At 49.5% G+C, this 25070-nt stretch carries 24 protein-coding genes; 3 read left to right on the forward strand and 21 right to left on the reverse strand.

Translation table 11 applies throughout. From position 1 onward, the window contains the following. Positions 1–45: 45 nt before the first annotated feature. The 3 genes from AWR26_RS20200 to AWR26_RS20210 all read right to left on the reverse strand — a co-directional run bounded on the left by AWR26_RS20200 (position 46) and on the right by AWR26_RS20210 (position 4942). Positions 46–3147: an efflux RND transporter permease subunit gene (locus AWR26_RS20200; protein WP_064568280.1), complete on the reverse strand. Its 3102-nt coding sequence runs from the start codon at positions 3145–3147 to the stop codon at positions 46–48. Further along, entirely contained in the window at positions 3144–4253 is a 1110-nt protein-coding gene (locus AWR26_RS20205) for an efflux RND transporter periplasmic adaptor subunit (RefSeq protein WP_064568281.1), read from the reverse strand. Before AWR26_RS20205 ends, AWR26_RS20200 begins: the two co-directional genes overlap by 4 nt. 74 nt (positions 4254–4327) lie before the next feature. After that, positions 4328–4942, reverse strand: coding sequence for a TetR/AcrR family transcriptional regulator (locus tag AWR26_RS20210; RefSeq protein WP_064568282.1), 615 nt, complete (start codon positions 4940–4942; stop codon positions 4328–4330). Positions 4943–5031: 89 nt separating this feature from the next. On the opposite strand from AWR26_RS20210, the gene AWR26_RS20215 reads away from it, so the two are divergent. Both AWR26_RS20215 and AWR26_RS20220 read left to right on the forward strand, forming a co-directional pair. Next, the gene (locus tag AWR26_RS20215; RefSeq protein WP_064568283.1) at positions 5032–6498 is read left to right on the forward strand and encodes an efflux transporter outer membrane subunit; all 1467 of its coding nucleotides are present in this window, start codon (positions 5032–5034) and stop codon (positions 6496–6498) included. Between the two features lie 55 nt (positions 6499–6553). Next, positions 6554–7024, forward strand: coding sequence for a hypothetical protein (locus AWR26_RS20220; RefSeq protein ID WP_064568284.1), 471 nt, complete (start codon positions 6554–6556; stop codon positions 7022–7024). Positions 7025–7146: 122 nt separating this feature from the next. Here AWR26_RS20220 and AWR26_RS20225 read toward each other — a convergent pair whose 3' ends face one another. Further along, entirely contained in the window at positions 7147–8145 is a 999-nt protein-coding gene (locus tag AWR26_RS20225; RefSeq protein ID WP_064568285.1) for an aldo/keto reductase, read from the reverse strand. Positions 8146–8245: 100 nt separating this feature from the next. Here AWR26_RS20225 and AWR26_RS20230 point away from each other — a divergent pair, with 100 nt between their 5' ends. Continuing rightward, entirely contained in the window at positions 8246–9163 is a 918-nt protein-coding gene (locus tag AWR26_RS20230) for a LysR family transcriptional regulator (RefSeq protein WP_064568286.1), read from the forward strand. Between the two features lie 103 nt (positions 9164–9266). Here the strand turns inward: AWR26_RS20230 and AWR26_RS20235 are convergent, their stop codons facing one another. From AWR26_RS20235 to AWR26_RS20315, 17 genes are all read right to left on the reverse strand, one after another. Then, complete coding sequence (locus AWR26_RS20235) at positions 9267–10157, reverse strand: oxidoreductase (protein ID WP_064568287.1); 891 nt, start codon at positions 10155–10157, stop codon at positions 9267–9269. A 135-nt stretch (positions 10158–10292) separates the two neighbouring features. Continuing rightward, a complete protein-coding gene (gene gcvA / locus AWR26_RS20240; protein WP_064568288.1) occupies positions 10293–11198 on the reverse strand; it encodes a transcriptional regulator GcvA in 906 nt (301 codons plus the stop codon). A 228-nt stretch (positions 11199–11426) separates the two neighbouring features. Continuing rightward, positions 11427–11936 (reverse strand): DUF6622 family protein, encoded by a 510-nt coding sequence (locus AWR26_RS20245; protein WP_064568289.1) that lies wholly within the window; start codon positions 11934–11936, stop codon positions 11427–11429. 1 nt (position 11937) lies between these two features. Further along, on the reverse strand, positions 11938–12495 hold the full coding sequence (locus AWR26_RS20250; RefSeq protein ID WP_064568290.1) for a hypothetical protein: 558 nt from the start codon (positions 12493–12495) through the stop codon (positions 11938–11940). Beyond that, positions 12480–13280, reverse strand: coding sequence for a hypothetical protein (locus AWR26_RS20255; RefSeq protein WP_064568291.1), 801 nt, complete (start codon positions 13278–13280; stop codon positions 12480–12482). Before AWR26_RS20255 ends, AWR26_RS20250 begins: the two co-directional genes overlap by 16 nt. After that, a complete protein-coding gene (locus tag AWR26_RS20260; protein WP_064568292.1) occupies positions 13271–14344 on the reverse strand; it encodes a citrate/2-methylcitrate synthase in 1074 nt (357 codons plus the stop codon). The genes AWR26_RS20255 and AWR26_RS20260 overlap by 10 nt, the downstream gene beginning before the upstream one ends. Before the next feature lie 3 nt (positions 14345–14347). Continuing rightward, on the reverse strand, positions 14348–15157 hold the full coding sequence (locus AWR26_RS20265; RefSeq protein WP_064568293.1) for a class I SAM-dependent methyltransferase: 810 nt from the start codon (positions 15155–15157) through the stop codon (positions 14348–14350). After that, complete coding sequence (locus AWR26_RS20270; RefSeq protein ID WP_167351154.1) at positions 15157–16284, reverse strand: AMP-binding protein; 1128 nt, start codon at positions 16282–16284, stop codon at positions 15157–15159. Before AWR26_RS20270 ends, AWR26_RS20265 begins: the two co-directional genes overlap by 1 nt. A gap of 87 nt (positions 16285–16371) precedes the next feature. Then, the gene (locus AWR26_RS20275; RefSeq protein ID WP_064568295.1) at positions 16372–17034 is read right to left on the reverse strand and encodes a class I SAM-dependent methyltransferase; all 663 of its coding nucleotides are present in this window, start codon (positions 17032–17034) and stop codon (positions 16372–16374) included. A gap of 52 nt (positions 17035–17086) precedes the next feature. Further along, the gene (locus AWR26_RS20280) at positions 17087–17758 is read right to left on the reverse strand and encodes a hypothetical protein (protein ID WP_139227849.1); all 672 of its coding nucleotides are present in this window, start codon (positions 17756–17758) and stop codon (positions 17087–17089) included. A 15-nt stretch (positions 17759–17773) separates the two neighbouring features. Further along, positions 17774–19180 (reverse strand): AMP-binding protein, encoded by a 1407-nt coding sequence (locus tag AWR26_RS20285; RefSeq protein WP_064568297.1) that lies wholly within the window; start codon positions 19178–19180, stop codon positions 17774–17776. 10 nt (positions 19181–19190) lie between these two features. Next, on the reverse strand, positions 19191–20477 hold the full coding sequence (locus AWR26_RS20290; protein WP_064568298.1) for a beta-ketoacyl-[acyl-carrier-protein] synthase family protein: 1287 nt from the start codon (positions 20475–20477) through the stop codon (positions 19191–19193). Positions 20478–20490: 13 nt separating this feature from the next. Beyond that, on the reverse strand, positions 20491–21555 hold the full coding sequence (locus AWR26_RS20295; protein WP_064568299.1) for a hypothetical protein: 1065 nt from the start codon (positions 21553–21555) through the stop codon (positions 20491–20493). After that, positions 21555–21944 (reverse strand): acyl carrier protein, encoded by a 390-nt coding sequence (locus AWR26_RS20300; RefSeq protein ID WP_064568300.1) that lies wholly within the window; start codon positions 21942–21944, stop codon positions 21555–21557. The genes AWR26_RS20295 and AWR26_RS20300 overlap by 1 nt, the downstream gene beginning before the upstream one ends. Beyond that, positions 21944–22723, reverse strand: a complete 780-nt coding sequence (locus tag AWR26_RS20305; RefSeq protein WP_064568301.1) for an SDR family oxidoreductase — start codon at positions 22721–22723, stop codon at positions 21944–21946. Before AWR26_RS20305 ends, AWR26_RS20300 begins: the two co-directional genes overlap by 1 nt. Before the next feature lie 444 nt (positions 22724–23167). After that, positions 23168–23959: a LytR/AlgR family response regulator transcription factor gene (locus tag AWR26_RS20310; protein ID WP_064568302.1), complete on the reverse strand. Its 792-nt coding sequence runs from the start codon at positions 23957–23959 to the stop codon at positions 23168–23170. Next, positions 23952–24947, reverse strand: coding sequence for a sensor histidine kinase (locus tag AWR26_RS20315; RefSeq protein WP_167351155.1), 996 nt, complete (start codon positions 24945–24947; stop codon positions 23952–23954). Before AWR26_RS20315 ends, AWR26_RS20310 begins: the two co-directional genes overlap by 8 nt. Between the last annotated feature and the right edge of the window lie 123 nt (positions 24948–25070).

The raw sequence follows: 25070 nt of genomic DNA on the forward strand, positions 1-25070 counted from the left end.
AGGCATGCGTGGTGGTATCGCAACGCATGCCCGGACAGCACAAGATTATTCAGGTTGTTTTACTGCGCCTTCCACAGCTGGTGTTGCTGAAGCAGGGACTTTTATCCGGTACCAGATAGCGTACATCGCTGGCAAAAATACCAATGTAATAATAGTTCCACCGAATGTCCCGCCGATAAGCGTATAAGCCAGTGTGCCCCAAAATATGGAGTGCGTCAGTGGAATAAACGCCAGAATGGCTGCCAGCGCCGTGAGCAGTACCGGCCGGGCGCGCTGTACGGTTGCCTCAACAACCGCAGGGAACGGCGCAAGCCCTTCCTGTTGGTTGTGATGGATCTGACCGATAAGGATTAATGTGTTGCGCATGAGAATGCCCGAAAGCGCGACCAACCCCACCAGCGCATTGATACCAAAAGGTTTATCAAACAGCAGCAGCGTTGGCACGACCCCAATCAATCCCAGAGGCGCGGTCATAAAGACCATCACCATTGCCGACATAGAACGCACCTGCAGGATAATGATCAATAGCGTCATGGCTATCATGATAGGGAATAAAGGTGCCATCGCTTTGGTGGCTTTCCCTGACTCCTCAATGGAACCCGCCATCTCAATACGGTATCCATCCGGTAGCGACGCCATGATCGGCTGAAGTTGCTTCATTATCGCCACCGACACATCTGGCGGCTGAAGAGAGTCGGCGATATCACCCCGTACGGTAATGGTTGGCGTACGATCGCGACGGCGCAGGACAGGGTCTTCCATTCGTACTTCAACCGTCCCTATTTGCGACAACGGAACGCGCTGCCCGGCCGAGCCGATTAAGGTAAAGTCGCCGATTCTTGCCGGATCAAGACGAATATTCCCCGCCGCGCGCGCCATCACCTGTACCGAACGAATATCTTCACGCACCTGGGTGACTGGCACGCCCGAAAGCAGGAACTGAAGCTGCTGAGCCACGCTGCCCGATGTCAATCCCACCGCTTGCAGGCGGTTTTGATCGAGCGTGAAATGCAGCGCAGGCACACGCGTTCCCCAGTCGGTATTGACGGTTCTCATCAACGGGCTGGCCTGCATCACCGTTTTCACTTTGTCGGCGATGTCGCGCAACTTGGCCGGATCCGGCCCCATCACACGGAATGCCACCGGATACGGCGAATAGGGGCCAAACACCAGTTGCGTAACGCGAACGCGCGCTTCGGGCGCAAGCCCATCAGCCACCGCTTCGCGAAGCCGGTGCTTGAGCGCCTCGCGCGCTTCCTCGCTGTCGGTGAGCACAACAATTTTCGCAAATGAAGGATCGGGCAGTTCCGGCGCCATCGCCAGATAAAAGCGTGGCGATCCCTGCCCTACGTACGCGGTGACGATTTTGGCTTCTTGTTGTTCCTTGAGCCAGTTTTCGATTTTTGCCGCCGAGGCGCTGGTCTGTTCAATGGCGCTACCGTAAGGCAGTTGTATTTCCACCAGCACTTCCGGGCGATCGGAGGTAGGGAAAAATTGTTTTTTAACCAGCCCCATTCCCAGAATGGCGATGATAAAAAGCGCAATAACCGAGCCGGCGGCGAGCCATTTCCGCGCGATAACGCGGGTCAGGAAGGCACGAAAACGGTTGTAGCGGCGGGTGTTGTAGATAGCCGTGTGCCCCCCTTCAACCGTTTTGATGTTGGGCAGCATTTTCACCCCCAGGTAAGGCGTAAACACCACTGCCACCACCCAGGAAGCAATCAATGCAATTCCCACAATCCAGAACATATTGCTGGTATATTCGCCCGCCGTGGATTGCGCAAACCCGTTGGGCATAAAGCCAACGGCCGTTACCAGTGTGCCAGCCAGCATTGGCGCAGCGGTGTGGCTCCAGGCATAGGCTGAGGCTTTGATCCGGTCGTATCCCTCCTCCATTTTCACCACCATCATTTCGATGGCAATGATGGCGTCATCCACCAGCAGCCCCAGAGCGAGGATGAGCGATCCCAGGGTTATACGGTCAAAATTCTTGCCCGTGGCTTCCATCACCACAAAAACGGCAGCCAATGTTAAAGGTACCGCAGCGGCAACCACGACACCGACGCGCCAGCCCATACTGAGAAAGCAGACCAACATCACCACCAGCAGCGCGACGAAAAATTTGATCATGAATTCGTCGACTGCCGAGCTGATATTGACGGACTGATCGGTCACTTTGCTAAAAGTCATACCGAGCGGCATCTGCGCATTAATCGTGGTCGCCTCCGCATCCAGCGCTTTACCCAGTTCCAGACCGTTCCAGCCCTCACGCATCACGATCCCCAGCAGCAGCGCAGGTTCTCCCTGATTGCGCACCAGGAACGTTGCCGGATCTTCGTAACCGCGCTTCACCGTCGCCACATCGGAGAGTTGCAATGTTCTGCCCTGAGCGACAACGGGCGTGTTGCGGATTTTCTCCAGATCGTCGAAAGCGCCATCAAGACGGATAAAAACCTGCGGCCCCCGGGCGTCTATCGAACCGGCAGGCGTCAACACGTTCTGGCTGTTCAGGGCAGAAAAAATATCCTGCGGAGAAATACCCAGCGTTGCCAGCCGATCGTGGGAGAACGAGACAAATATCCGCTCCGCCTGCTCGCCGATAATATTGACTTTTTTAACGCCGGGAACATGTAATAAGCGCTGACGTAATGACTCGGCGTCACGCACCAGCAGGCGCTGCGGCTCGCCCTTTGCTTTCAGGGCAAAGAGTGCAAACGTGACATCGGAGAACTCATCGTTGATCATCGGGCCAATCACGCCTGCGGGCAGGTTTTTGGTCTCATCACCCAGCTTTTTACGCGCCTGGTAAAACTCCTCCTGAACCTGGGAAGGCGGTGTTCCATCCTGTAATGAGAGCGTGGTAAAAGCCAGCCCGGGGCGCGTGTAGGTCTCGCTGCGGTCATACCACTTAAGCTCCTGCAAACGCTTTTCCAGCGGTTCGGCCACCTGGTCCTGCATCTCCTGCGCCGTGGCGCCAGGCCAGGCTGAAATGATGGTCATCTGTTTGACGGTAAACGGCGGATCTTCTGCGCGTCCCAGTCCAAAGAACGCGAGAATCCCGGCAATCGTAATCAGCAAAATGAGAAACAGGGTGATGGAACGCTCGCGCACAGCGAGCGCCGAAAGGTTAAACCGCGACGTACTCATGGCTGGCTCCCGGCGACACTGGCATCGTTCTGCTTAGCCAGCCGGATTGCCTCACCGTCATGCAGCAGATGCGCCCCCAGCGCCACGACCTGTTCGCCGGGCTTAAGGCTACCGGTCACGCTTGCCGCATCATCCCCCAGGCTCACCACCTGCACGGGTTGCCATGTCACTTTGGCGGGCTTGCCGGAAATTCGCCAGACGCCCGGCCCTTTACCGGCGTCATAAATTGCCGCCAGTGGCACCTGGAGCAACGGATGAGACAAATTCTCTTCGCCAATATGGAGCGTAACGGTAGCGCCGAGCGGGGCGTTCGCCAGATCGCCCTCAAGGATGTATCGCGCCTCAAATGTGCGCGTCAACGGATCGGCGGCATCTGACAGCAAGCGTAGTTTTGCCGTCACCGCTTCGCTTTCGTTACCGTACAGCGTCGCCCTCGCCTCGCTTCCAGGTGCCGGGCGCAACGTTTCCGGCAACTGGACAATCGCCTCGCGCTGTCCGGCTCTGGCCAGCCTGACCACCGGCTCTCCGGCACTGACCACCTGACCGGGTTCGGCCAGCGTTTCCATAACCACGCCATCGGCGTCAGCCACCAGTAACGCATAGCTCATCGCGTTTTGCGCCACGCTGGCCTGCGCCTGAGCGGCGCTCAATTCCGCCTTCGCCGTCGCTGCAGCCGCTTTTATCTGATCGTAAGCCGAAGCAGAGACCGCGCCTGCCGCAACCAGCCCCCGATAACGCGCCTCATCATCGGCCGTCTGCCTGGCGCGCGCCTGTGCAGCCGCAACGGCTTGCTGCTGGGCCTGCGCCTGCAGATGCAGATCGACGGGGTCCAGACGCATTAACGGCTGCCCTTTTTTGACGGTCTGACCGGTATCAACGAGACGTTCAAGGATCTTGCCCGACACCCGGAAGCCTATAGCGCTTTGAATGCGTGCCACAACAGTACCCGTAAAGGCACGCGAGGAATCGGCTGCGCCCACCACCGTCACCGACCTCACCAAAGGTGGCTGGCTACGGGGATCGTCGACGCTGGAAGCGTCGCCGCAGGCGACAAGCGCAAACGGCAACAGGCAAAAAACAAAGGTGGCAAGTGTGGGCCTGAGCATGGGTTCCCTTATTTATTTAACAGGACAGGAACCGCATTCTCAAACTAGTGACCAATATTGTCAATAGTCACAAACTACGGCGACAGGCTGCGCAATATCAGTGATGCCAGCAATACAGCGGCCGTCGGGGCTGTTTCCAGATTATATTGCAGCTCAACCGGGCTGATATACGGGAGCATGACCAGATAAATCGCATGCGCGGCCTCGTCCAGCGGCGTTTTTCTTTCAAATTCCCCCGCCTGACGCCCTTCAACAAGGATTGTTTCAATCAGTTGTCGCAGGTGCTGCTTATAGGCCACCACTGACGGCCAGTTATCCCGCGCGGCCACAGCGGCAATGTCGTATAGCTTGCGATCGCAAAAAAATAGATCGCTGCCAGCTTCCGTTAACGTTTTGAGTAAACGCCGTATTTTTTCAGAAGCGGTCGGCGCATCCGCGATGGCGGCATTGACAATGTCCATGATCATCGCCAGCCGGTTAGCGCAGATAACTTCGCCGATAGCCTGCTTGGAATCGAAAAATTTATAGATGTACGCCTTGGAGAAACCGATCGCTTTCGCCAGATCGGACACCGTGGTTTTCTCATAGCCAAAATGGCTGAAGTGCTCTGTGGCCGCTTCAACGACCTGATCGCGGACATTGTGATCCGTCGGGCCTCGTGAAGGGGTGGTGTTCATATCTTTAGTCATTTTTTCAGCTTAGCTCAATGCGCCCGGATTGACAACGAGTGACCATTTGGTAATGTAGTCACAACTTTATTTCGCCTCAAGGATTCACCATGTTTCCCCAACGTACTCTTGCTCTGGTTGTGAGTACCTGCATTCTGGCGGGCTGCGCCGTTGGACCGGATTATCATCGTCCTGATGCTCCGCTGGCGGAGCACTACCAGGCGCAACCGGCACAACCGCAGCGAAACGCATCCGGTCCGGTCAGTTTCACCAACTGGTGGAAGGGTTTCGGGGATCCTCTCTTGAGTCAGTTGGTTTCAGACGCGCTCGCACAAAATCTCGATCTCGCCCAGGCATCCGCCAGAATGACACAGGCCCGTGCCGGGCTCGGAACAGCAACAGCGGCGCTACTCCCCTCGGGAAATATCAGCGGGCAAGCCGCTCGCGCGTATCAATCGGTCGAAACCCCGCTGGGACAGGTTCTCAACTCGACGCCGGATTATAATCGCTACGGTAATTCCTATGAAACCGATCTCAACGCAAGCTGGGAGATTGATCTGTTCGGCGGGCTGCGCCGCGCGCGTCAGGCTGCGCTGGCAGATTATCAGGCCTCTGAGGCGGGCGTCGCCGCGACGCGCCTCGCCGTGGCGGCGCAAACGGCCGATATCTATATTACGTTACGCGGATTACAGACCCGGCTGGCCATTGCAACCAATCAGGTCAATACGCAGCAACAACTGCTGGAAAAGGTACAACTGCTCCACAACAAAGGGTTAGCGCCTGAATATCAGGTACACCAGACCGAAGGCGCGCTGGCGCAGGTTCAGGCTACCGTTCCGGTTCTGCAGAACGGAATTGATGCCGCAATGAATGCGCTGGACGTGATGCTCGGTACTCCGCCGGGCACGCACCGGGCGCAGCTCTCTTCGCCCGCAGCAATTCCACGGACACCGCAGATCGCCGCGATGGGGACTCCAGCAGAGTTGCTGCGCCGCAGGCCCGATATCATCGTGGCGGAGCGCCACCTGGCCGCATCAAGCGCCCGCATCGGCGTGGCGGTCAGCGAGTATTATCCATCGTTTTCACTCAACGCCCTGCTCGGCAGCGCAACGGCAGTCTCCAGCGGGAATCTGTTCACTGCGGGTGCCAGCCAGTCGGCTGGCGTACTGGGTTTACGCTGGCGGCTTTTTGATTTTGGCCGTATCAACGCGCAGATCGAACAGGCGAAAGGCCAGCAGGCGGAAGCGCTTGCGGCTTACCGGTTGTCGGTATTACGCGCAACCGAAGATGTTGAAAATGCGTTCTCCGCACTGATCAACCGTGAAACGCAGGCAGCGACGCTGACGACGGGTGAAACCGCACTGGCCAGCGCGCGTCAGGCTTCCTTTGTCGCTTTTCAGCAAGGGGCCGCCAGCCTGATTGATGTTCTGCATAACGATGAAAACCTTCTTCAGGCATCCGATGCAAGGGCGCAGGCACAGACCGCCTCTGCACGTGCAGCCGTGGCCGCGTTCACGGCGCTGGGTGGCGGCTGGCAACCCGCGTCAGACGGCGGAACGGCCCGACAATCCGGCTAAAGCGCGGCGGTTCTGGCGTCGTTAAAAAATTCTGTGCGCTGAGCGAAGAGAGGGAATGGTGAAACGAATCGGTATTCTGGGTATCACTGATCTGACCGAAACCTTATTAGCCGGGTTATTCCGGCTTGCGCCTGACGCCCATGTTTTTCTGTTAGCCGATAGCCTTCATCGCGCCGAGGATCTGGCAAGACAATTTCCCTGCTGGATCCTCGATAACGATCGGGCGGTTATCGACGAAGCCGATATGATTCTTGTCAGTGCAACAGCCAGCACCGCAGAGCGCAGCCAGGAGAGCACGGCATACCGGCCTTCGCAAACAGTGGTTTATGTACAGGCAGAGAGTGAAGCGAACCTGGCTACCCTCTCTTTACTGACCGCCACGCCGTCGATGGCCTGTTCCGCTGCGCAGATCGATGATCTCCTTTTTCTTTTTCACGCATTATTACCTGCAATCAAAACAGCAAATTCCATCGAACTTAGTTATCGCATGTTGCCTTCTGCTACATTGCGCCAGTCGGACCAATGAAGTACCCCCTACGCCCGGGCAAAATCCCGCCAATTTTTACCCGGATAAAATAGAGCACATTATGACAATCTTGCATCTTACCGCTCCCTCCACCTGCGGCAGATCTTATGGATCGTCGGCGATTATTGGTCGATTAAATTAAAGTCACCTTCGTTATATCTCAGGCCGCAAACGCTCTCCGGGGTAAAGATATTATCCATTATGCTGATATCCGCACCCGATAACGGCAAACTGACCGCGCCAGCATTGTCCTGTAGATGCGCACTATTTCTGGCGCCGGGAATCGGCACAATATCCTCGCCTTTGCTCATCACCCAGGCGAGCGCAAGCTGCGCCAGACTACATTCGTATCGTTCGGCTACGCTTTGCAACTGGCTGAGAAGTAGATGATTTTTCGCCATCGCCTCGCGTTGAAAACGAGGAAGCTGCCGACGGAAATCATCGCTGGCGAAGCCGGAGCAGTCGGTAATCTTGCCGGTCAAAAAGCCGCGACCGAGCGGGCTGTACGGCACAAACCCGACGCCTAATTCACGGCAAGCGCTGAGAATGCCCGCTTCTGGCTCACGCGACCAGAGAGAATATTCGCTCTGGACCGCCGTGACAGGATGGACTTTGCAGGCACGACGCAGGGTCTGCGGCGACACTTCCGAAAGCCCGATATGGCGAACTTTTCCCTCCTTGATCAGCTCTGCCATCGTTCCCACCACCTCTTCCACCGGAACATCGGGATCAATCCGGTGTTGATACAGTAAATCGATGGTGTCGATATGAAGCCGTTGAAGCGATCCTTCGACCGCTTCACGGATATGATGAGGACGGCTGTCCACGCCCGCCATTCGTTCGATCCCGCGGCCATTCGGCAGAATACGGAAACCGAATTTTGTCGCGATCTGGACTTTATCGCGTATTCCTTTGATGGCCTTACCGATCAGCAACTCATTATCATAAGGGCCATAAACTTCAGCGGTATCCAGGAACGTAACGCCCATATCCACCGCTGCGTGCAGGGTTTTAATGGCCTGCGATTCTTCGGCTCCGCCGTAAGCAAAACTCATCCCCATGCAACCGAGGCCTAATGCTGAAACCTGGAATTTATCTTTGCCAAGAAAACGTTTCTTCACCTTATTTTCCTCATCTGTAGAAGGTGATTACAGATATACTTCCCTTTAATATCGGTAACAATTAATATGTCCCTAATGCAGTATTCAATGGAAATTAACAATGAAAAAACTTCCCGACTTTCAGCATATCGAAATGCTTTTCCTTATTGTAAAGCATGGAAGTTTTCGCAAAGCGGCCAAAGAATTAAATCTTTCACCGCCGTCCCTGACCAGCGCCATAAATAATCTGGAAGAGAGATTAGGCGTAAGGCTTTTAAACCGGTCAACCCGCAGTCTTTCGTTGACAGCTATCGGCGAAGAATTCGTAAACAATATCACGCCTGTTTTTAATGACTATATCCGCGCCATCGACAGCCTCAATTCACACCGGGCGAAGCCAGAAGGCAAAATAAAAGTAAACCTGCCGCGCATCGTGCTTGATCTTTTCTTTCAGGACTATTTTATTGAATTCAAAAAGGAATACCCTGATATCACCCTGGAATTGTTCACCACCGACAAAAAAGTGAACATCATCGAAGCCGGTTTCGATGCGGGAATTCGCTATATTCAGGATGTCCCTAAAGATATGATTGCCATTGCGTTAGGCCCCAGGCTTTCCCTTATTCCTGTTGCCAGCCCTGAATTTATTAGCAAATATGGCGAACCGGATTCACCACAGGAACTTGTTAACTTTAAATGTATTAATCGCTGTTTTCCCAGCGGGAAGATTTACCGCTGGGAATTTATCGATGAGCAACATAACATTAAAGAAATAGCGGTGAATGGCGATCTGATTGTTGATTCAGATGCCGCGATGATCCAGGCGGCTGAATCGGCACTGGGCATTGCTTTTGTTTATGAACCGCTGGTGCGCCAGAAAATTAATGACGGCACGCTGATTCGCTTATTACCTGCTTTTCCTTATCCCGCTGAAAATTTCTCGCTTTATTATCCGGGGCGTAAACATATTCCTGCGCCATTACGCACTTTTATCACATGGGTCATGTCGAGAAATAAACATCTTAGCGAGAAGGACTGAAAGTTTGTTATTACCGGCAGCAGTGGAATCAGCCCCCGGAGAGCCAGGCAAAATCGCTTGCCCGGCTCTCTCTGCGCTTAAAAACGTGGCGGCCGAAAACGCGTTAACCCGGCCCCTCACTCCCGGCCGCCAGCAGCGGAACCAGCACATCGCTGATGGGGACGGGAATGCCCTGCGCATGACCATAACGCTGTATTACGCCGTTGCGAATATCCCACTCCATGGGGCGATTAGCCTGCCGATCGGCCAGGATCGAGGTGCCTAAATCCGCAGGCGCGCGTTGAAAACCCTCCACAATTTCCTGCGGAACGTTATCGTGCAGTACCGCGCCTTGCGCACGTGCAACCGTCAGGCATTCGCGCAGATAAGCCAGCGCCAGTGCCGTTATATCGCCGCGAGAAAACATCCCGGCGCGGCGATTAGCCAGCACCATCAGACCGGCAACGGCATTTTGCAGCAGCTTGCGCCAGGCGATCGACGTAAAATCGGGCGATAGCTCAACCGCACAACGAGTGCCGCTGAGCGCCTCAGCCACCCGTTTTGCCTGCGGCACATCCGGCAGCGTAAGACGCGGTTTGACGCGCAGCCACACTGAGGCGTCTGGCTCACGCTGCGCCGGAAACCAGACGACAGAAGGCAGTATGCTGGCACCGTTAACACGGCTTGCCAGCTGATTTTTCTGCTCAATACCGTTTTGCAACGCGCACACCACGGTGTTTTCATCGCACAGTGCGGCCAGCCAGTCGGCACAGTCAGCAACCTGGGTCGTTTTCACCGCCACAAACACCACATCGAAAGGATGATCAATAGCAGCCGGATTGTTCAACACCGGCCCCGGCACAACAATTTCCCCCTCATCGTGGCGCAGAACTAACTTTGAATGGGCAGTGCGCCCGCACAGCAACGGCGTGCGGCCAACTTCATGCAGTACCGCAGCGATAGTCGTACCGATCGCGCCTGGGCCGATAAGCGCGATGGAAGGATAGTCAGACATCTTAAGCCCTCCTGGTTGATTGAATCATCAGCGTGCCGATTGCGCTCTCGCGGTCAGCATAGAGCGATGCTAAACAGCGCCCCCATGGATGAACAGTGAAGTGTCATCATCGCGCCATGAACAAATACTCATGCCTTAACAATAACTACGCTGCGCCTGCTGTGATTCGGCCAGCAACCAGCTGCGGAATTTCACAATATGAGGCTGGGTTTCCGTTCCCAGAGGGCAGACGAAGTAATAGGCGGCCGGAGAAGGAAAAGAGATATCAAAGAGCCGGACCAGAGAGCCATCGCCAATCTCTTTTTCAACGTGCCCGCTACGCGCCAGGGCAATCCCCTGCCCAAGTAGCGCAGCTTCAATCGTCATATTGGTATCGGCAAAACGGACGCTCTCGTGCAGCACATCGGTGTTGACGCCGACCCGCTTAAACCAGGCATCCCATTTCGGGACCAGATCGGCGCCGTCACGCGTCAGGAGCGGATAGCGCAGCAGTTCGGCAGGCTTATCCGGCGTGCCAAACCGCTGTAAAAGCGCCGGGCTGGCTACCGGGAAGAGCTGCTCGCGAAACATAAATTCCGTGTGCAAGGCCGGATAGTTACCGTGGCCGAAACGGATCGCCACATCCGCGTCGGTGCTGGCGAAGTGAATGGCTTTATCGGTACTTTCCAGACTAACCAGGATCTCCGGGTGCAATCGCGCTAACGCCGGTAGCCGAGGAAGCAGCCACTTCAGCGCAAAGGAGTAAGTGGTATTGACGCGCAATCGCACCCGGCCTTTTTGCTCACGCAGATCGCTAAGGGTGGTTTCCAGCTTGCTAAAAAATTCACGCACCAGAGGAGCGAGCGCGGCGCCAGCGGGGGTCAGGCTGAGGGGCTTACCGCGCTGAAAAAGTTGCAGTCCCCAGAGTTCTTCCAGGTTTTTTAACTGATGGCTGACGGCGCTTTGTGTAATACACAGCTCTTCTGCGGCGGCAGTAAACGTCGTGTGGCGGGTCGCTACTTCGAATGCACGCAGCGTGGCAGTAGGAGGTAGATCACGCATCTTCTATTCCCTGTAATGAGCTAATGCTCATAACACAATAGGCTCAATCGATCGCCAGGGAAACGGTGCCGCAGAGAAAACACGCTATCGTGTGCTTAAAATAATATGCGAGACAGAGAAGCCACGCTCAGAAACGCTCCTCAGCCTGGGAGCGTTCTGCATATTCTCCCGCGCATGCGCTGATCGGCGGCCCGGAGGCCAGGCAGCAGTACGCAGGCGCCAATGTATTCAGATGCCTTTCTCGGCCTGTCGGGGGGTAAAATATAAATTTAGCGTTCCGCCCCAAAACACACCGTCGATAATCCCACTCAACAGACCAAACATAAGATTAAAATTAAACGCGTATTTCAAATTCGGTTCGACATTGAGAAAAAAAATCAACGCGAATTTGGTAGCAAAAGCAACAATGATAAATATCAGGGTCAATGGCGTACCCGGGCGAATAATTAAATCTGTTCCTTCTTTGATTCTTAAACGCGGGCCAGAGCGCCAGAGCAACCAGCCAACGCTGCCGCCAATGAGTAGCCCCGCCAGCATTGATACCATTCCCCAGTGCGGGAACGCCAGTTCATTAATCACGCCGCTTCCCCCCCAAAAAAGGAAGATTAACGGCAACAGAAAAAGCCGTTTCACTTCCATTTCCCGATCATTCAATGCATTTATTCCTCTCGCAATGAGAAAAACAAGTAAAATCCAGACCCATACAGGAGTTCCGGTCAAAATCGTTAATAATGACATATTATGCACCATGGTGTTTAACGCGATAAAAATATCGCATGATGTTAGGAAGATATTTAGAAAAAAGAATACCAACACAGACCAGGCCAATAGTCGCCAGGCGAAGCTGGGGAGTCCATGCAAAAAATGCATTGAGCAGACCATTGGCAAGAAAGATGATTGTCCAAATCCATGTAATATATTTGTTGATAAGATAAAACATGATATGCCTGCGTTTCTCCTCAGATACACCGGCGCTGGCATAAAAAATGGTAAAGGGTTTCTTGACCAGCAGACTCATAAACGAGACGAACGCAAGTGACAGATAACAAAAACTTGTTGGGTAATTCAGTAATAGCGTAGACCAGCCGACAAAGTAATTAACAAAAAGGATGATTACCGTCAAAATATTGGTAATCATCACCGGCTCTCCCTGCCGGACAATTTTGATGTTCACCACAATAATAAACAGTAAGATCACACTTAAGATCAGTGATCTTTCAACGATGGTTAAAACATTTTCATTGACCACCCATGAATAAATACTCCACGGGATGAAGGAAATTATAATATTGAACATATCGCATCATCCTTTCTATATTTAATAGAAAACTTGCCGCACGTGCACCGTTTTTTAGTTTCTGCATGAATATAAAAAACGCCGCTCGAATCACACTCCGCCTCTCGTTTAATGGCCAGCAGATAGGCATTTCCCGGATAAACCGCTTCAATAAATTTAACTTTTTCCAGCGTAACAGAAGCGATATTTTCCGCCGTCTCGCACGACGCTAATGCGAGAACCATATCAATCAACAACGAACCGGGACATACGGCCCGGGAGGGAAAGTGCTCCTGAAAAAGCGGATGATGCGCGTTAAAGGAAAAAGAATAAGTATCCTCGGTTAACGGAGAAACATTATATAAATCACCGAGGAATGATGGCGAAGCGTTGTCGGAAGCCGATTCAGGTAAGTAGACCTTGCTGACCATGATAATAGCCTGCGCAATAACAGCGCGGTGATTATCGCGTGGAGTGGCCTTACAGTGAATACGGTAAGCATCATTAATAAGTTCAATATGCCCTTCAACGCGTAACAGTTCGCTATCAAAATTGGCGGCAGAGTCAAACTGTTCCACCATTACCGGCAGATAGCGCCAGGTTGGATCGGTATTTTTCGAAACCGCAGTGGCGAAGCGAACGGCAAATTGATGCAAGGCTTCGAGTAACAAACCCGGTTTCAGGTAGTTATGCGCTAAATCCCAGTGGGAAATATTAATTTGTCCGCAAGCCGCCGCCGATCCCGTTAAGGCGATGCCCTGACATATCCCGAGGAAATTTGCTCCGATGCGATGACTTATAGCCATGATTGGGGAACCTTTTTATATTTTTCTCTTAAATCCTCTGATGACAAACCAAAGGAGTGGGCGCTAAACCGCGCTTGATAATGTGCGAGAAGTATCGGCATCCGGCAGACAAAAAAGGCCAGCAGCCCCAGTTCAGGCGCAACCCGCTGCGCGCACATGACGCTGGCAATTAAAAAATCGACATTGGGTTGCAGCCCGCTGTTGTCCGAAATGGCACGGGCAAGTGCACTGAAGGGCCGCATCAACATGTGAAAGCGTGAAAAGAAGAAATCGACCCGGACATCATTGCGCATGATCGGATGACCAAACCCCGGCCAGGGCTTGTCCTTGCAGTAATGGTTTGCCGCGGCATCAATATTCCCTTTTTCAACATCATCAATGACGCTGGACAGCCTCATGATCGCATATTTACAGGCGCCCATATGCGCAGGCCCGGTGGCACAAAACCCGCCGATTAATGCAGAAATAACATCGCTCTTGGTACTGGCAATAAACCTTACCGTGGTCGTGGTGGGCGTCACAGTACCAAACCCGCCTAACAGCAAAGACATAAACCGGCAACGCGACTCCTCCTCCAGCCCGGAAGAGGCCGCCTTACCGGTTAACGCTAACCAAAAATAGTGTTCAAAACTTTTGCAATTTTCGATCGCCGGTAAATCAATAAATGACTCCGAGGAACGCGTCAGCGAAATAATCCACGGCATAAGCAAGATAATTTTCAGACAGTCGTCAGCGTTTACCGGTGCCATAACTTTATGCTGCGCTGCCGACACCTCAACTTGCGACAATAACATCATAAACCGCTGCATTAAGGTCAGTGATGGCAATGCGTTGATCAGTTGATGCATCGCTTTAATTTTCGTTACAGGGTCTGTTTGTTTCAGCTCTGTGTTGGCGATCTGAATAAGCCGATCCATCTGTTCTTCATTAACGAGGCTGCCGGTCAGCGCAAACCAGGCGTTTTGCAAATAACGGTTTGCATCGGCAATGTCGATCAAATTGCATCCACGAATAAACAACACGTTATTATCTAAATCATAATTATCGATAACATCATCTGACATGATTTACTCCTGTTGCTCTGGCGACAGGCGGTAGAGCCTGATGTTGACATTATTGAGCGTGGTTTTGGCGATAAGCTGCTCAGCCATTTCATCAGCATTCAGATATCCTGACTCATAAAGAAAGTTAGGTTCCCGCTCGATCACATCGACCGTTTTGGTGATCGTTTTTTTAATGGCAGCGTAGAGGTTTTTCTTATTCATAATGGAAGAGGACAAAATGATCACATCCATATCCTTATAATCAAACGCTTCTCCCGGCTGGCATAAAAAGCGAACGCGATGCGCCTCCACGTCTTTAGGTATACGCCAGCAATCGAAAACATTTTGCGCCTGCGCTACCGCATCCTGAATAATATCCAGCGCGGTGATTTGACATGCTGAATATTTTGCCCACATCAGCACGCTGGTTGGCATCGGCCCACAACCTACATGACAAATATTTGCCGCGTCACTGCGGATAAGCGCCTTTTCTGCATTGTAGAGTTGGCGATAAAAATCGATAAATTTATTTCTGTTATTACTAATACTCTCGAGTTCAGATTGCGGGATCGCCAGACGCCTGGACATCATTCCTGACATCTGCTCTTCATATTTCATTTCATAATCGAGCGCTTTACGATCCAGTTCCGCAAGAAGATCCTTGTGGGTATCAATGAAGGTATTAAAAACGGCGGCGTTCTCTCTGCGCGCAGCAGAAAATTGTCTGCTGATATGCTGGAGCCTGTCGTAAAAATCCATCGAAAAGAGTGAATGCTCATCAATGGGATGCGAATTCACTAACACAATTTCATGAAGCAGATGATCGAGTTGCATTAGCATGACTCCCTTGTGTCGCAAACCAGCAGACATTTCCCTCGGGGGGAAAAAAGCAGAGCGTTATACTCAACAATGGTGAGGTTGATACGTCCCCGCTTTTTCATATAGGCTTCATAAATATCCGGCAAATGACAGATTTCATCCTCCAGTTCGGACAAATCAACGTCATGAGATAATCCGCAGCAGATTTTAATATCCATAATTTCTTGTCTCTCAGCGGATAACGACAAGACGATTTGAACAATCGCCTCAGGCAATCGTTGATTAATCATTCTGGATATTTTTTCATGGCTAATCAGATTGCCCATGAAATTAAAATCAATAGCGTTGCGTTTAATACCCTGAAAATAGAGTTGATTATTTTCAACGGATAATTTGCCCAGATCCCCTACCGGATATCTGATAAGTTTACGCGAGGCATCCGGGTCCAGCGAGGTGATCAATAGCCCCTTTTTATCGTCATATTCAAAGAAGAAATCATCGCTGAACAGCAGATACTTATTATGATGCCCCTCGACAGACATCCCAATGAAACCGCACTCCGACAGGCCGTACAAACCGATTATCCGCAGGTCGTCGCCCAGCACCTCGCGCAGATAGTTTTCATGCGCGGCCAACATCGGTTCGCCGGTAAAGACCACTTTTTTAATGGCCAGCGGAACCCCAAGCCCGATCATGGTTTCCACAAACTGAACGAGAGTCGCCGGCACACCAAACAGCGTCGAGAGCTGGATTTCGGCCAGAAAATCGAAATGACTCTTCCGCAGCAATGCAATATCGCCGACCGGCACCACATGCGCGCGGCAATGTTTTAAAATTTCACACGCCGAATAGTGTAAGGATGAAAACAGGTTAATCGTAAAAAGATTGCCAACGACGTCGCCGGCGGAAAAAACCTGCCGCGACCGCAGGTTATGAATTAAGTTGTGTTCCGATGCGCTGACCGCGTCCTTACTGGATTTTAAACGGACGCTGATCATTTTCATCGCCCCGGTGGTGCCGCTTGTGGCGCCAAGCAGCATCGGTATTTGTTCAGCCGCAGAGTCCCGTTGCGTCAAAGAACCACTGTCGCCAGTGGTTGAATAAACGTGGGAACTAATCCTGACTGAATCACGGAAGGCCATATAATCGAATGCCTGGCATCCGGTAATTGCCGTAATCCGCGGTTGCATTTTTGCATACATCTCAGCGCAGCAATAATCCATGATGACTCAGGCCTTTTTAATGAAAATTTCACAGCCCAGGGCAGCAAGGCCTTCTCCGCGCGTCACTGTCCAGCTTATCCCGTCAAGATCGCAGCAGTGCATAAGCGCGGTAAGACTCGCCAGCGTGAATTTTTCTTCCGTGGACATATTCGTCACGCCACACTCACTACGTGATTGATTGAAAACACCCAGCGCGTTCTCTTCTGCATCGGCCAGCGGTTCGTGGATAATAATGCGACCGCCGCTATCCAGAACACGACACAGCTCCTGCAATCCTTTTGCAGGTTCAGCCCAGTGATGAATAACGGAGCGGGCATAGATCATTGAAAATGAATTATCGGGAAACGGTAAATTACTGACGCTGGCTTCAACGATGTTGAATACGTGCTGGCATTTCAGCTCGCTACATTTTTTAACGCAAAAACGCACCATGCGCGGATCAATATCCACCCCATAAAAGGAGTAATCAGTGAGTTTTTGCGACTGGAATAGGTCGAAAAGCATATGGCCGGTTCCCATACCAATATCCAGAATCTTTTTTCTCGGCGAAGTAATACTGGCGGCTTCTTCCAGAATCCTTTCCTTTAAGTATGCATTCCACGGTGATGTACCTTCCGTTGCGTAAGTTTCATAATGTTCAGGTGTGATATCTACCAGCAAATCGTTCATACCAATATTCCTCTAAATGAATTTATGGCTCTGCCACAGGATGGTTAAAAAGTTAACCGGGTAGTGCGATGTTCATCTCTTCATATAACAGATCATCTAAAATGATTGATGTTAAAGACGCATCCAGCAAAACGACGGTTATTACGGATTGCTCAAAGTAATAGCAGTTACAAATAAACGTCCTTCCCTTAAATTCAGGTACTTTGCCAACATAGCGAAAAACGCATCTCACCCGGCTATATGCAACTAATAAATAATCATTGATATCAAAAGTACATGCAGAAATGACGCACAGTGCCTTATACAAGCTCTCCATACAGCTAAATATCGTGGTGCACAAGCGGTTGTCCGGCGCCTGTACGAAACGGGCATATTTTTCACAATAATCCAGCATAAATGGCCTTGGTGCTTTCGCCTTTTCGATAAATTCGATATCAATCCCGACAGAATGAATCCGCGGATCGTTATTCACCAACATAACGCTTTCATTGCGTCCATGGCTTACAGAACTGTGTGTCACCTCTACGCCAGGTAAAATCCTTTTCACTATATCGACAAAAAGTACCCTGGCCATTTCTCGATACAATAGTTTTTCCGCTGAGCGCTTTGTTGAGACCGGCAAATAACGATGAAGCCTGTCAATATGCAAATAAGCGGGATAAAAAGAGTGACTCACAATGCACAGATAATTGTTTGCATGACGATTAACATACACTTTATTCATGCCATGACTCTAACCCTATACAGCACATTTGATCTTCCCTGTTTTTGTCGTCGCGATTTCTCTGACATTTATTTTAAATGCATACTGATACCATTTATCCATTAATAGCCTGGTGATTATTTTTATCTGCGCACTGTTCGCCGACATATCAAGATTGAGATAAAGCTCGCCGTTCTGCGCTTTTGAAAAATAGTGTCGTAAGCCACCGGCATATTTCACAATATCATTTGAAATAAGCTGAACGGGAATAAACTTACCATTGTGTTTGAATTCATTCACCGCTCTGGCTATCCAGTAGTAGCATTCGGTTTCATCTTTCACAAACAGATCGCCGGAATCAAACCATTCCGCACGCGGTTTTAATTGCAGATAGCTATCAACATAGCCATCACAAGCGAAAGGCGTTTTATAAAACATCCGGCACACTGCATCAGAAGCGCCCGAATCGACGGGACGCAAATCAATTTTGATGCTGTCCGTCATGACTTTACCAGGCGCCACAACGCCATATTTACTGGTTTTTTCAATATCATCTTGCGAGCGGATCCGATTATGAAACAAGCGCGGCCCGGATTCGGTCTGGCCGAAGTTATTCCATAACGTATCGCAGGATGAAAGGATGCTCGCTGCCTGTACGGTGAGCAGACGATCGGAGGCATTCAGGATATTGTTTACATGAATTCGGCTTTTGGTAAAAATTTCGCTGACGGGCAGCATCCAGTCACCGATTAAAGGCAAATTAGTAATACCGTAGTGTGAAACAAGTTCACCAATATTGCTGATGTGAAATTTTTCAAATACCAACTTACTTTCCGATAAAAACGCGCACAGCATGGTTGAGAGGCCATACATATACTGCACCGGGAAATAACACAATGAGCGATCTTCGTTGCCGAGCTTGAGGTACTGGCTCACCGCACGTGCGTTTTCAATCAGTGTATTTTCATGGTACTGGATCAGCTTAGGTGTACTGGTTGTGCCGGAGGTGCAAAAATAAAAGCGTGCGCACGGATACTCAGTAAAACCCTCAAGCTTCTCGTTCGCAAGCGAAGAATGGCGGTCAAACGAGATATTAATCCGTTGATTTATCGTATTAATATCCCTGACTTCATTGCTCATAACAAAAGTGGCAATGCAATCTGTATCAACCAGCATATCAACAATGCCAAGGTCATGAATATTCACAATCCAGGCTTTCAACCTGAGCGCAGAAGCAACAAAATAGCTGATCATGCCTTCGAAATTATTTCTAATCACAAAAACAAACAGCTTATTTTGTTCCGCCTGCGGGCGATGACGAAAATATCTGACCACGCTACTGGCACAGCCCTTTGTTATGGTTGCGATATCATCTGACGAATATTGACTGTCATGATCAATCACTTGCCAGTTTCTTTCTAATAAGGAATGCATTGTTAGCATGATATCTACCTTACAGATATTTGGGATTTCCTAAAACCAGACTGCCTGCACCACCGCCCATACCAAATGAGTTTTTCAACGCGTATTTAAGCGGCCGGTACTGATGCTCCTTCACCAGCGCAATACCATCAGGTAATTGCGGATCGGGTTCATCGCAATTCAAAATTTTGGGTAAGAGATCATGCTGAAATGAAACCAGCACGCCCAGAATTTCCATCGCCCCGGCGGCGGCAATCAGGTGCCCGTGATACGATTTCGTCGCCACAATCGCCGGATTGTGCTCACCAAATACTTTTCTGATTGCGCTGGCTTCGTGCTGATCATTTTGTAATGTCGATGTTCCATGTGTATTCACAAAGTCAATCGTATTACGGTCAATGCCCGCATGTTCGATAGCCCGCTCCATCGACAATTGCATTTCCAGATCGTCTTGATGCGGCATCACAATATGCTGCGCGCAGAGTGCGCCCCCATAGCCCAATAAATAGGCCAGCGGCTTGTCCTGCCGCGCCAATACGCTGGATAGCTTTTCAATGACGAACAGCCCCGCGCCTTCTGCTAAGACGAATCCGCTGCGGTGCCGATCGAAGGGCCGCGAACGCCCGGTGCCACAATAGTGTTCATCGGTCGAGATCACCCCCATTCCTTCTAATCGCGCAAGGTTCAACGGCGTAACTTTGGCTGAAACACCGCCGCAAATTGCCGCTTTAATTTCACCGCTGCGGATGGCTCGCATAGCCAGGCCGATACTTTGCGTCGATGCTGAGCAGAGGCCTAAATGCGCGAAGCTGAGACCCGCGAAGGGGATGATGTCATGTATCGTTTTCAGCACAGCAGTGGTATCAAGATCGAGAAAATCACCAATTTTAAAATGTTCCAGCGCAGCATCGACCAGGCATTGCTTATCCGCATCAGCAGGAACTTTTTCCGAGAAACCGATGCACTGTTCAATATCGATCGCCGGCTCATCGATTCCCACGATGCAGCCAATTTCTTCCGCAGAATAATATGTCTGTAGCCGCAGCCGATCGTGCAACCGCTTTGCCGCTAATCCGGCATAAAAAAGCTCACCGTTCCTGAAGGGGCTTTTTTTAGGCCAGCTAATTGCAGCGTTACCTTCAACAGGGATACCGGCTTCATGCGTCTGAAAATAGCGGTGATCAAACTTCTTTATCTCCCGAATACCGCTTTCCTCATTGATAAAGCTGGCATGAATTTCATCCAGATTGCTGCCTAATGGCGTGACAGCGCCATATGCACTGATACATAAAGTATCTGCATCGAAATGGGTATTCATTATGATCCGTTCCTCAGCTTTTAATTAACCAAATGTTCCCGATACCATAATTGATACCAGCGCCATTCAGCATGACCCGGGCTCCTGAAGGAATAGCGGGATCATTAAGGCAGCATAAAATATCCAGGATATTATTGAGTTTCCCGGTGTAACCGGTTTTCGCTTTATAATTGATAATCCTGGCCCGGGGGAAAAATTTCTCCAGCGCAGCATACTCCGCTATTTTTTGTGCGCGAATACCGTTGTTATAACTGATAATAACATCGGGTTCTCCCTGCTGCGTTCGCTGTTTGCCCAACAGACTTTCCCAGTCTTCTTGTTCAAACCTGACTTTGGGGCAGTAGCGAACAGTGACAGAGGTTAATTCAGCCAGCGCATTGCGGCTGTCATTGTCTAAAGACATCACCGCCGCCCCCCAACTGGGGATAATACCGGAAGTATCCGCAGCATTTTTCCGGATTTCACCAAACTTTTTAAAAACGGCCAGGCTATCGAAGGTCAGCATATTTGCCGCGCTCACCACCATTGCCCCTTCTTTTGCCGTTGAATTAACGATGTCAGCCCAGGCCAGTTTTAATGCCAGCAGACCACTTAACGATGCGGCGCGTAACGGCGTACCTTCCTCATGGTCACGTAATAATTTTGAGGTGTGATACAGCACATTTGTTGGCAGCAATCTCAGCATATCAAGAGGATTATTCATCTCTTTATATTGCTGGATATGTTTCCAGACTGAACCATCATCGTTATATTTACGGCAAATTTCAAAAAGCGTTGTAAAACTGTGTTCCTCACTATCACATGCCGTATAAAGAAAGGCTTTTGCATGCTCGTCCAGGCACGCTTTGCTTTTAAAATCGATCAGCGCATTGATCGCCATTTTTGACATTGAGTTCAGTACTGAGCAGTCCTCTCTGCTGACCCACTTTTTTTCCAGCACCGTCGGCGTCGAAAAATGATAGTAGTCCAGTTCATGAGGATTAATTTCCTCCTCAGTGGCCAATAACTGGCTCAGCGCCGCACTATTGGTGGCAAATTGCTGATGCACACCATAGTTTTTTATATAGACCTTTTCCATCACGCGACCTGCGTCTTAACGGCTGATATTTGTTGGTTGATATAGTTCAGTGTGAAATAGGAGTAGAGCTCCTTGAACTGAATTTTTTTATCAACAGCATCTGCTCCTTTTAAGCCCAGCAGATTGTTGATTTCAGTAAGGCCTTTGCTGGTCCACTCTTTGGTATCAAATGAGTAGTAATCTTCTGTAGTCGCCCATTTATTTACTGGCCAAAGGCTTTCAGGGCTAACTTCAACTTTGAAGTGTTTTTTTAACTCGAAGGCAAAATCAATATAATCAATCGAGGTCATTCCGTAATCAGAGAACAATGACTTGTTCGGATCAAGCTCTTCTGCTTCATCCAGGTACATGATATCTTTAAAAATCTGATTAATTGTTGAAATATACATTAGATTATCCCCTCACCATTTCCGATCGTTAATGAAACGCCTGTAGTAATAATTGTGCCGTTAATAAATGAGCTGACGGCATTTGCAACATCTTCAGTAGCCAGCATTTTTCTCATTGGGATCGTTTTTTCTATACTGGCGATACTTCTCCCTTCTTTCGCACAATAGTCCTGGAGCATTTTTGTTTTGATATAACCAGGGCTCAGGCATAGCGTCCTGATATTGAATCTGGCCATTTCCAGAGCGACGCTGGAGAGATATCTTTCCATTGCTGCTTTTGTCGAACCATACAGCGAGTTGCCCACGCTGATTTTTTTGGCCGCCACCGAACTGATAAACACCAGCTTGGTCTCATTTTCTTTATACTGCTTCATCGTTTTGACGATAGTATTAAAAATTAACACTGCCGACAGATAGTTAAGACGCGTTGTGGTGCGAATATTTTCGGGTTTCAGCTCATCGCAAAGACACGCCGGGTTATTACCGGCACAGTAGATTGCAACGTCTACTTTGATATTTTCTAAGGCCGTACAGAATTGCACGACGTCATGCTCAGAGGTCAAATCCAGCTGAACCGACATAACCGCGCTTTGATATCGCGCCTTCATATCATTGACCACGGCTTCATTACTGAACCACGTAAAAACAACGAGATAACCATCATTAATTAATGAATCAATGACATTCCGTCCTATCTCAGCAGTACCTGCCACCACCAGCGCCAAAGGTTTTTCATTATATGCAGGATGATTTATAACATCGGTAAAGATATGGCTCATGACACTTCTCCTTGCTTATATTTAAGCGTAACCATGAATCTTCTATTGCAGCTCAAAAATTGAATCATCCATTCTCAATACAAACACAAGCCCTGAGAAGGCTATATAAATAAGCAATGTCTGATTACGTTTTAAAATATCATCTAATTTTACAAAATCAATTACTTTTACTTTAAAATATTTACAGACAAATAAAAGGCAAAAGGAATCCAATCACAAGCATTTAATATCCACTGACAGTCAGATATTAAATAACCTGTAATTCAGGCAATAATCATCCGCAGGTATCTTCGCAAATAAATTTGCTAATACCTGGCGTAAGCTATTATTAAATATAGTTATTGCTGCAATGGATATTTTTATGCCATACACTATTTTCCTGATTAATAACCAGCATTGATAATGTGCATTTAGCAGTAAACGCGATCTCTAATCTTTTATTATTTAGATGTTATAGAGAAATTTGTTCTGCATTGCCCGACTGACTTGTAACACATGCCCACCAATGATTAATTGAATCTTACCGGTACAGTCTCGTTTTATTTTTTCGATGGCATTAACGTTGACGACAACAGAGCGATGGACCTGCCAGAACTCGTCTGGATCAAGCTGTAGCAACAGCTCCCGCAGCGAACCGCGCAGCAGGAAAATGTCTGACTGCGTTTTATTTTTCTTATACAGCGATATGTACTTATCTTCCGCCTTAAAAAACTGGATATCCGAACAATGAATTAATTCAATATCCTCCCCTTTTTGCACACGAACCCATTTCAAATAACTTTTATGTTCAACGGGTAGAAAGGACTGAAATTTTTCGAACAGTGCATTCAGATCGGGTGTGGTTTTGTCTGCCGTTGTCTCACTCAGCCGCTGCTTCATTTTCAACACGCATTGTTCCAGCCGCTTTTCATTCAGCGGTTTTAACAAATAATCGATGGCATTGGTTTCAAATGCCCGTACCGCGTACTCATCATAGGCCGTCACAAACACGACTAACGGAAATTTATCCAGCTGGCTGATCCTGCGTATTAACGTCATACCATCCATTTCCGGCATACGGATATCCAGAAAGGCAATATCAGGCTGCTCTTCTGCGATGGCATCAAACGCTTCTTTCCCGTTTTCACAGCTCGCCAGTATGTCCAGCTCAGGCCAAACATCTGCCAGCATTTTATTGAGTTGATATCTCAGTAAAGGCTCATCATCAGCAATAATTGCGGTTATGTTTTTAGTCATTGCGCATTTCCGGCGTTAAATTGGTTACCATTAGCGGGATGAAAATTTCAGCAGTGACGCCCTGAGTCGGGTTTTCTTTGATGCGTAACCGTGCCTTCCCCATATAGATTGCATCCAGCCTTTGCCGGATATTCTCCAGAGCCAGACCATGCCCGCCAGATGATGGCGCCATAGAAAGCCCGCAGCCATTATCCGTGACCTGGATACAGGCGCCTTCGGCCTCTTTTCTCACCGTGACTTCAATCGATCCGCTTCGGTGTTGCGGTTCGATACCATGACGAATGGCGTTTTCAACCAGCGGCTGAATTAACATGGGCGGAATAAAAAAAGCGCCAGCGCTAAACTCATTCCTTATCTTGTAAACCAAACGTGCGCCGAGCCTTATTTGCTGGATAGATAAATAAGCATCGATTAGCGCCAGTTCTTCATCAATATTCACAAAATCACTGCGATTTTTTTTCAAGGTCCCGCGTAATAAATTCGTCAAATTAACCAGTAAAAGTTTTGCCAGCGCAGGATCTTTATCAATTAAGACATCCAGATTCGCCATAGTATTGAAAAGAAAATGCGGCTCTATTTGGCTCTGGAGCTGTTTGAGTTGACTTAGTGCCAGGGCTTTCTTTTGCTCAGATTGCTGGCGCTTTGCGACTTCGAGTGCGTTCTGCGCTTTTAATTTCTGTTCGTGGATATAAAAGAAAGTGAAACTCACAATGGCCAGAATGAAACCAGGAGCCAGCGTCGAACGTTGATTCAGAAAAAATTCGTTATAAGATAACGGGCTAAACCAAAAATAGGCATTAAGGCTGCCAAACAGGATGCAACAGATGAAAGAGAGACCGTTAATTTTTGCTTCAGACAGTGATGGCTTCACCCATCTCAGCAGCAATGCGCTGAACAAGGCGCTGTAACCATAACCAAAACTAATAATCATTTTTCTGAATAATAAGGACGCCCAGTTGTGAGATAAATCCGCTGGCGATTCAAACAAGATGAGTATTCCGGCAACGCCCATACAGTACAAACTTGTTTGTATTAGCTGAGTGCGAAACTTTTGGCTTACCGGTAATAGCCTACGCATCCCGAATGTCCTTTTAGCTTTATATTATGGTGG

Source organism: Kosakonia oryzae (genome assembly GCF_001658025.2).
GTDB classification, from domain to species: domain Bacteria; phylum Pseudomonadota; class Gammaproteobacteria; order Enterobacterales; family Enterobacteriaceae; genus Kosakonia; species Kosakonia oryzae.

Coding starts and splice junctions, on each gene's coding strand:
- AWR26_RS20200 (WP_064568280.1), bottom strand. CDS start 3,147: ATGAGTACGTCGCGGTTTAACCTTTCGGCGCTCGCTGTGCGCGAGCGT.
- AWR26_RS20205 (WP_064568281.1), bottom strand. CDS start 4,253: ATGCTCAGGCCCACACTTGCCACCTTTGTTTTTTGCCTGTTGCCGTTT.
- AWR26_RS20210 (WP_064568282.1), bottom strand. CDS start 4,942: ATGACTAAAGATATGAACACCACCCCTTCACGAGGCCCGACGGATCAC.
- AWR26_RS20215 (WP_064568283.1), top strand. CDS start 5,032: ATGTTTCCCCAACGTACTCTTGCTCTGGTTGTGAGTACCTGCATTCTG.
- AWR26_RS20220 (WP_064568284.1), top strand. CDS start 6,554: ATGGTGAAACGAATCGGTATTCTGGGTATCACTGATCTGACCGAAACC.
- AWR26_RS20230 (WP_064568286.1), top strand. CDS start 8,246: ATGAAAAAACTTCCCGACTTTCAGCATATCGAAATGCTTTTCCTTATT.
- AWR26_RS20235 (WP_064568287.1), bottom strand. CDS start 10,157: ATGTCTGACTATCCTTCCATCGCGCTTATCGGCCCAGGCGCGATCGGT.
- gcvA (WP_064568288.1), bottom strand. CDS start 11,198: ATGCGTGATCTACCTCCTACTGCCACGCTGCGTGCATTCGAAGTAGCG.
- AWR26_RS20245 (WP_064568289.1), bottom strand. CDS start 11,936: ATGTCATTATTAACGATTTTGACCGGAACTCCTGTATGGGTCTGGATT.
- AWR26_RS20250 (WP_064568290.1), bottom strand. CDS start 12,495: ATGTTCAATATTATAATTTCCTTCATCCCGTGGAGTATTTATTCATGG.
- AWR26_RS20255 (WP_064568291.1), bottom strand. CDS start 13,280: ATGGCTATAAGTCATCGCATCGGAGCAAATTTCCTCGGGATATGTCAG.
- AWR26_RS20260 (WP_064568292.1), bottom strand. CDS start 14,344: ATGTCAGATGATGTTATCGATAATTATGATTTAGATAATAACGTGTTG.
- AWR26_RS20265 (WP_064568293.1), bottom strand. CDS start 15,157: ATGCAACTCGATCATCTGCTTCATGAAATTGTGTTAGTGAATTCGCAT.
- AWR26_RS20270 (WP_167351154.1), bottom strand. CDS start 16,284: ATGGCCTTCCGTGATTCAGTCAGGATTAGTTCCCACGTTTATTCAACC.
- AWR26_RS20275 (WP_064568295.1), bottom strand. CDS start 17,034: ATGAACGATTTGCTGGTAGATATCACACCTGAACATTATGAAACTTAC.
- AWR26_RS20280 (WP_139227849.1), bottom strand. CDS start 17,758: ATGAATAAAGTGTATGTTAATCGTCATGCAAACAATTATCTGTGCATT.
- AWR26_RS20285 (WP_064568297.1), bottom strand. CDS start 19,180: ATGCTAACAATGCATTCCTTATTAGAAAGAAACTGGCAAGTGATTGAT.
- AWR26_RS20290 (WP_064568298.1), bottom strand. CDS start 20,477: ATGAATACCCATTTCGATGCAGATACTTTATGTATCAGTGCATATGGC.
- AWR26_RS20295 (WP_064568299.1), bottom strand. CDS start 21,555: ATGGAAAAGGTCTATATAAAAAACTATGGTGTGCATCAGCAATTTGCC.
- AWR26_RS20300 (WP_064568300.1), bottom strand. CDS start 21,944: ATGTATATTTCAACAATTAATCAGATTTTTAAAGATATCATGTACCTG.
- AWR26_RS20305 (WP_064568301.1), bottom strand. CDS start 22,723: ATGAGCCATATCTTTACCGATGTTATAAATCATCCTGCATATAATGAA.
- AWR26_RS20310 (WP_064568302.1), bottom strand. CDS start 23,959: ATGACTAAAAACATAACCGCAATTATTGCTGATGATGAGCCTTTACTG.